Annotated in this window: 7 protein-coding genes and 1 pseudogene; 5 read left to right on the forward strand and 3 right to left on the reverse strand. The window is 60.1% G+C overall.

Annotation, left to right across the window (positions count from 1 at the left end; all coding sequences use genetic code 11):
• Nucleotides 1–93 precede the first annotated feature (93 nt).
• On the reverse strand, nt 94–861 hold the full coding sequence (locus DL237_RS15745) for a rhomboid family intramembrane serine protease (RefSeq protein ID WP_119400039.1): 768 nt from the start codon (nt 859–861) through the stop codon (nt 94–96).
• 140 nt (nt 862–1,001) lie between these two features.
• On the opposite strand from DL237_RS15745, the gene DL237_RS15750 reads away from it, so the two are divergent.
• From DL237_RS15750 to DL237_RS20625, 5 genes and pseudogenes are all read left to right on the forward strand, one after another.
• Nucleotides 1,002–1,505, forward strand: coding sequence for a hypothetical protein (locus DL237_RS15750; RefSeq protein ID WP_119400040.1), 504 nt, complete (start codon nt 1,002–1,004; stop codon nt 1,503–1,505).
• Between the two features lie 91 nt (nt 1,506–1,596).
• On the forward strand, nt 1,597–1,860 hold the full coding sequence (locus DL237_RS15755) for a hypothetical protein (RefSeq protein WP_119400041.1): 264 nt from the start codon (nt 1,597–1,599) through the stop codon (nt 1,858–1,860).
• A gap of 596 nt (nt 1,861–2,456) precedes the next feature.
• Complete coding sequence (locus tag DL237_RS15760) at nt 2,457–2,768, forward strand: hypothetical protein (protein ID WP_147405366.1); 312 nt, start codon at nt 2,457–2,459, stop codon at nt 2,766–2,768.
• A 74-nt stretch (nt 2,769–2,842) separates the two neighbouring features.
• Nucleotides 2,843–3,067 (forward strand): glycosyl hydrolase 108 family protein, encoded by a 225-nt coding sequence (locus DL237_RS21085; protein ID WP_119400043.1) that lies wholly within the window; start codon nt 2,843–2,845, stop codon nt 3,065–3,067.
• A pseudogene (locus DL237_RS20625) lies at nt 2,976–4,282 on the forward strand (IS1182 family transposase). Before DL237_RS21085 ends, DL237_RS20625 begins: the two are co-directional and overlap by 92 nt.
• A gap of 226 nt (nt 4,283–4,508) precedes the next feature.
• On the opposite strand, the gene DL237_RS15770 reads toward DL237_RS20625, so the two are convergent.
• Complete coding sequence (locus DL237_RS15770; RefSeq protein WP_119400044.1) at nt 4,509–4,811, reverse strand: hypothetical protein; 303 nt, start codon at nt 4,809–4,811, stop codon at nt 4,509–4,511.
• Between the two features lies 1 nt (nt 4,812).
• On the reverse strand, nt 4,813–5,862 hold the full coding sequence (locus tag DL237_RS15775) for a phage minor head protein (RefSeq protein WP_119400045.1): 1,050 nt from the start codon (nt 5,860–5,862) through the stop codon (nt 4,813–4,815).
• Nucleotides 5,863–6,113: the final 251 nt, after the last annotated feature.

The raw sequence follows: 6,113 nt of genomic DNA on the forward strand, positions 1-6,113 counted from the left end.
CGGTCGCGCGATATGCGCGGCCGTTTCGCGTTTGTGGTCGTGGGATGTGGTGGGGGCTGGTCTGTGGTCCTGCTTGCTGCGGTCTTGTTTGCGTCAGTCCTGCCGGCGTTGGTCCTGCTTGTTACGGGGGACGCAGGGGATGTGGCTGCGGGATACTCGATAGGCTGCGTCGGGATGTGGCGGCTTGCCGTGATGGCGGCTCCAGAACCTTGGCCCGCCGCGCCGCACGAACAGGGGCAGGGTGAGTACCAGGCCGAGGAGGAAGCCGCCGGCATGTGCCCAGTAGGCGACGCCGCCTGTCGTCGGGTCGGAGCCTAGTCCATTGAAGAGTTGCAGCGCGAACCACAGCCCCAGCATGATCCAGGCCGGAACCGTGATACTGCGGAAGAAGACGAGCAGGATCACCAGGATATCGACCCGAGCGCGGGGGAACAGCAAGAGGTAGCCACCGAGGACGCCGGCGATGGCGCCCGAGGCTCCGACGGTGGGAACCGTGGAGGCGGGGGCGGCGAGAGCCTGGGCAAGGCCTGCGCCCACGCCTGCGGCGAGATAGAAGCCGAGAAACCCGAGGTGGCCCATCTCATCTTCGAGGTTGTCACCGAAAATCCACAGAAAGAGCATGTTTCCGGCCAGGTGCAGCATCCCGCCGTGCAGGAACATCGACGTGATCAGTGTCAGCGGCGCCTCACCGGCCGTGATGTTCGCCGGGATCATCGCATGGCGGGCAAAGATGGTCTGGATGCTGCGCGGGTCCTGAAACGGGCCGACATAGTAAAAGAACACCAGAATATTGAGGAAAATCAGCGCGTAGGTGACCAGGGGGCGGCCAAGGGAGGGGTTGTGATCGCGCAGGGGGAACATCGCGCGACGCTGGGGGCAAAGACGCGCGAGGTCAAGCGGCTTTGGGGACGGTTTCGGGCCGTCTTTACACGGCGGGTTTTGCGGCTATGGTCCGGTGGCTTGTCCCTGGCGGGCCGCATGCGGTGCGCCAGGGACAAGCGGTGGCCCGCACGAGCAATATCTCTGGTCGGCAGGTAGGTAATTGGTGGGAGTGGTTCTTCGGGCCGTTCTCGGCCTACTCGGACAAGTTCATCGCGCTCGACATTCCGGGGCCGACGCGGCGCATCCTGATCGCCTTGCAGGGCGGGCAGGTGCGCCTGGGCGAGATCTTCCTCGGCACCAGTTTCCCGATTGGCGCGGCCCAGGTGGGCAGCACCGAAGGGCGCTCGATCAGCGGCAGCCGCTACAGCTTCAACGACTATGGCAGTCTGACCCTGGCCAAGGGCCCGACGCGGGTCGAGATGGATTATCGCGTCGTCGCCTCGAAGAGCCTCTGGGACCAGACCAAGCCCGAGCTGGATCGCAACTCCGGCTCGCTGGTGGCGGCCATCGGCTCCACCACGCGCGCCTCCAGCGTGCAGTTCGGCATCCTCGGCCCCGTCAAGTGGGGCGAGGACCTGCCGGATGAGTACGAATATTCCTTCACCATCACAGGAGTGGCCTGATGCCCGTTCCCGAGTTTACCCCCTTCACCGGCCTTTTGCCCTCCGAAGGCGATCCCGCCACCTTTCCGCCGCGTGCACAGGCGCTGTTTGAATGGTTTACGGTCACCGGCGCGCCGCTGATATTCTTGGGGCGGCTGGCGGTGCGGGGCTGCGCTATTCCAACACGCCCGCCTATCCGATGGCGGTTCATGCCAGCAACAAGCTGATCGTCGGGGCGACACCCTCCAGCGTCATTACCTCGAATGCCAAGGTCGCGCTGGCCGAGATCCATGACGTCCTGTTCACCGACGCAGAGGTCGCGCAGGCCTATCAGCAGATCAAGGGGATCATGGCCGAAGAGGGGGTCTCAGTCTGAGACCCCCTGACCTCACATCGCGTCGAAGTCGCGGGAGTCATATTCCTCCCCCTGAAACGGCCGATATTGCCATGCGCCCTTGTGCCAGCGTCGCATCCGCTTCGTGCCGAACCACGACATGTGCGGATGCCATTCTGAATAAGATTGTGAACGTTTGGCCTGCCACCTGGCCATCAGACGGCGGATCACGCGGCGTCAGAGTGTGACTGAGGTGTGTCCGATTGGGAGACAGCGTGCCCCCTCATGTCAAGCGCGCGTCTGATCGTGAATTTTGGCATTATATTCTCCCCTTGGGCCGCAACATCACAGTTTGTCACTGAACTGTCACTAGAAAATTCTTCCTTCGGTTGAAATCGGGGGAGAAGCAGAACGCAATCACGGGTGGCAGGAAGCCCGATCCCGCCACGGGTCCCGCTCGCACCAGTGGGCGACGTCATGGCTGTCAGGTCTCTTGCTCTCCATGCCGGTGTGCAGTCCCGGCCTGCGGATTGGCAGACCTATACGGAGGTCGCCGCGCGACCCGCGTATCACTTCACCGGTGAGGATGGCGCAAGCCTTACCGCCCAGACACTCAGCAGACACTTGGGGGCATGTGCATGTCAGATCAGCAGAGGCTGGAACGGATCGAACAGACGCTCGACAAGCTGTCTGACGTGGTGGTCCAGCAGGCCCGGATGCAGGAACAGCTGGTGACGCTGTTCAAGCGGATGGAGCGCTATGACCGGGACCAGGGCCTGCTGGCCCGCAAGCATGAGCAAGAGCAGGCGCTCCTGACGGAGAAAGTGGTGCTGCTGGAACGTCTCAGCATCGGACGCGGGATCTTCTTTCGTGCGCTCGACAAGGCGATCTGGCTGATCGCGGGCTGTCTGGTCGCGGCGGCAGCGACGCTTCTGGACCGACCGCCCTGATACACCCGGCCCGCGCAACACCCTGACCCAAGGCCCCGGAAACTCCGGGGCCTTTTGCTTTGAAGGAGACAGAAATGCGGAAGAACTATCAGCTTATCCAATCCTGGATCGGCCTGTCGGAGGGGGGCTATGTGCATCATCCCGACGATCCTGGCGGCGCGACGAATCTACGAGTTCTCGATCGAGACGCATGTCCCGGCCGACCACATGCTCCGGGCGGTGAACCGGTTTGTCGATCTGGCCGGGATCCGGAAGCATCTGGCACCGTTTTACAGCTCCACCGGGCGACCGTCGGTTGACCCCGAGCTGATGATCCGGATGCTGCTGGTTGGCTACATCATGGGTATCCGTTCGGAACGTCGGCTTTGCGAAGAGGTCCATCTTAACCTCGCCTACCGTTGGTTCTGCCGCCTCGATCTGACCGACCCGGTGCCAGACCATTCGAGCTTCTCCAAGAACCGGCACGGCCGCTTCCGTGACAGCGATCTGCTGCGCCATCTGTTCGAGACGGTGGTTGCCCGCTGCATCGCGGAGGGATTGGCAAGCGGCCAGCGATTTGCGGCAGACGCCAGCATCATTCAAGCAGACGCGAACCGGCAGAACTCGACACAAAAGGCGGATTGGAAACCGGACAAGATCGATCCCGAGGAAGCGCCGCGGGCGGTAAGGGAATACCTGGCAACGCTCGATGATGCGGCGTTCGGCGCGGCCAGCCCGGTCGAGCCGAAGTTCACCTCGCATTCCGATCCTGCGTCGCAATGGAGCGGGGCACGGGGTGGTCCAGCCTATTTCGCCTATTCCACCAATTACTTGATCGATACCGACAGCGGCGTGATCCTCGTCGTGGAGGCCACACGCTCGATCCGCCAGGCCGAGGTTGGATCGGTGCGGACGATGATCGATCGTGTGAGCGATACCTTCGCCCTACAACCAGAACGCCTGATCGCCGACACTGCCTACGGCACGGGTGAGATGCTGGACTGGCTGGATCGTCAACGCGGGATCGCGCCTCATATCCCGGTGTTTGACAAGTCGGCGCGCCGAGATGGAACATTCGAACGTGCTGACTTCACCTACGATGCCGAGCAGGACACCTACACCTGTCCGGGCGGCAAAGTACTGAAGCAAAACCGCCGGGCCTTCAGGACGGCCAGAGAGCAGAAGCCTGACGAGAATGGGATGCTGCGCTACCGGGCCATCAAGGCCGACTGCGATGTCTGCGAACTGAAAACACGCTGCTGCCCGAAGGCGCCTGCACGCAAGGTGCTCCGGTCGATCTACGAGCCATCCCGCGATCGGGCCCGTGCGATCGCTCAGACCACGGAATACGCGATATCCTGCAAACTGAGGAAGAAGGTTGAGATGCTGTTCGCCCTTCTGAAGCGGATCCTGGGCTGAACCGTCTTCGATTGCGTGGCCCTCTCGGCGCGCGCGACGACTTCCACCTCGCAGCCACCGCCCAGAACCTCCGGAAGCTCGCAAAGCTCCTGCCGCCACCACAAACCGCGTGCTGACCGGGGACAGATCTGGACGCGCTTAATCTCGCAAAACAATCAACGGGGATGCTGGGGCGAGTTTTTCAACGAAATAAGCCCTGAACGAACCCAAGGCACCAGACGCCGACTTGCGATAGCTGACCTTCGCTGCGCGGGTCGCGAACTAGTAAGATGCGGGACGAAGTGTGAATTCGCTGCGGCTGAGCCAATGGCTGCTTTCAGAGTTCCTTCGTTCAGAAGCGGCCTAAGACAGCGAGGCCGCCCAGCCCAAAAAATCCTCAAAGAGGAAACGAACGCCCTCGTCTGGAATTACCCAGTCGCCCTTCGACTCTTTAAACCATAGTGAGCCTAGATCAGTCTCGTTGTTTGCTAAGAGTTTCTCGCAGTATGTGACTAATTCCCGCACTGCTTGATCACCGTATCGCATGGCGAAACTCTCATAGAGCTCCCTGCGCCCGTGCGGGGTGTCGGCCCAACCAGGATGAACGACATCAAGGTCCTGATGAAATTGCAGGGTGAAGTCATAGAATGATTGTGGGGGCTTCATATCAGTCAACCCTCGGATATGATGTGACAATGACAAAACCGTCTGGCATTTCAGGTGCGTGCCGAATGAACGTTCCGACATCAAAGGTCCGACGCACCCGGACCGGTGAGGAAGTCCTTTGAGTTATCTTGTAAGCCTCTGTTCCTGTAACGGAATTGAATGTGCTTGTAACAAACGCATCTGGAAGCTCCCCACGTGCAACAGCGTTTACGATTTCAGAGTTCTGAGCAAGATTGGAATTCGTAAGCTTTTGGGCCGCTTCAAGGGATGGAAACGTCCCGTGCCGCCAACGATAAAGGCTAAAGAAAAGCGTTCTCCCGCGCGGGGTGCTAACCGATCCGATTAGGAAGGCTTCACTTTTTCCGACATGCAGGGCAATGGTGTGACCACCGCCCGCCTCATGGACTGAAAGGTCTTGTGAAGGAATGCTGCCATCGGAACCGGCTAGAATTACGTTGCTTTGAGGTGCTGGCGCAATCGGTTCCGCATAACATCTACAGTTATGCGCTTCGCCAGGATGCCCGCTCGCCGGGGGATCATCCCAACGAAACACTAGGTCGTCATATTCTGCATGACTATCGCGCACCTTGGCATCGTCCTGCGAGCGCCAAATATACCTCTCAATGCCAAGGTCTTCTTGCCGGAGCGGATTGATCAGCCCGGCGAAGGCCCGCAAAAGGCGTTCTTCCATAGCCATTCGAAGCGGTCGAAGCCGTTGCGGGTGATTTTGATATTCGCTGAATATGCTCTCAAGCCGCGCGTCCCATGCGTTTAGCGCTTCCACCTTTGCATCGGACACATCTCGCAAATCGGATGCCGAAACAGTTGGCACTGTGTCAGGCGGCGTCAGCGTGCTCAGCAGCATCAGGGTGTTTTCGGAAATCGCCTGATCGAGGCTTTCGCTGAAATCGGCCCGTAAAGCTGAATAGTTTGGGAAAGTCGATTTGAGCGATAGCCCCGCGCGGCGACCAACGATGCGGCCATCGCGCCGTGCGAGAACATAATAGCCGTTGCCGCCGTGTCTAAGGAAGTCGCTGAAACTGTGTTGCATGAAACCTCCCGGCAAGTGTGGAACAGGTTCTATTCACAATTGGTAAAGAAAGCCCAACATCACCGTTCGCAACGCTCTAGAGGAAAGCAACTCACTCCGCTCGCGTCAGAACCGGACATTCATGCGTTTCGCAGCATCGGTTACTCGGGCTCAAAGCCGCTGACGTTGCCTCCAGGAGCTAATCCAGTTTGAGATAGACTCTGGCCCCACCGAAAGGACCAGAGATGAAACGCAGCAGATTTACCGAAGAC

It is taken from the genome of Pseudooceanicola sediminis (assembly GCF_003575965.1).
Classification (GTDB): Bacteria; Pseudomonadota; Alphaproteobacteria; order Rhodobacterales; family Rhodobacteraceae; genus Pseudooceanicola; species Pseudooceanicola sediminis.

Excerpts from the sequence above, each read along its gene's own strand:
- DL237_RS15745 (WP_119400039.1), bottom strand. The coding sequence starts at position 861 with ATGTTCCCCCTGCGCGATCACAACCCCTCCCTTGGCCGCCCCCTGGTC.
- DL237_RS15755 (WP_119400041.1), top strand. The coding sequence starts at position 1,597 with ATGGTTTACGGTCACCGGCGCGCCGCTGATATTCTTGGGGCGGCTGGC.
- DL237_RS15760 (WP_147405366.1), top strand. The coding sequence starts at position 2,457 with ATGTCAGATCAGCAGAGGCTGGAACGGATCGAACAGACGCTCGACAAG.
- DL237_RS21085 (WP_119400043.1), top strand. The coding sequence starts at position 2,843 with ATGCGGAAGAACTATCAGCTTATCCAATCCTGGATCGGCCTGTCGGAG.
- DL237_RS15770 (WP_119400044.1), bottom strand. The coding sequence starts at position 4,811 with ATGAAGCCCCCACAATCATTCTATGACTTCACCCTGCAATTTCATCAG.
- DL237_RS15775 (WP_119400045.1), bottom strand. The coding sequence starts at position 5,862 with ATGCAACACAGTTTCAGCGACTTCCTTAGACACGGCGGCAACGGCTAT.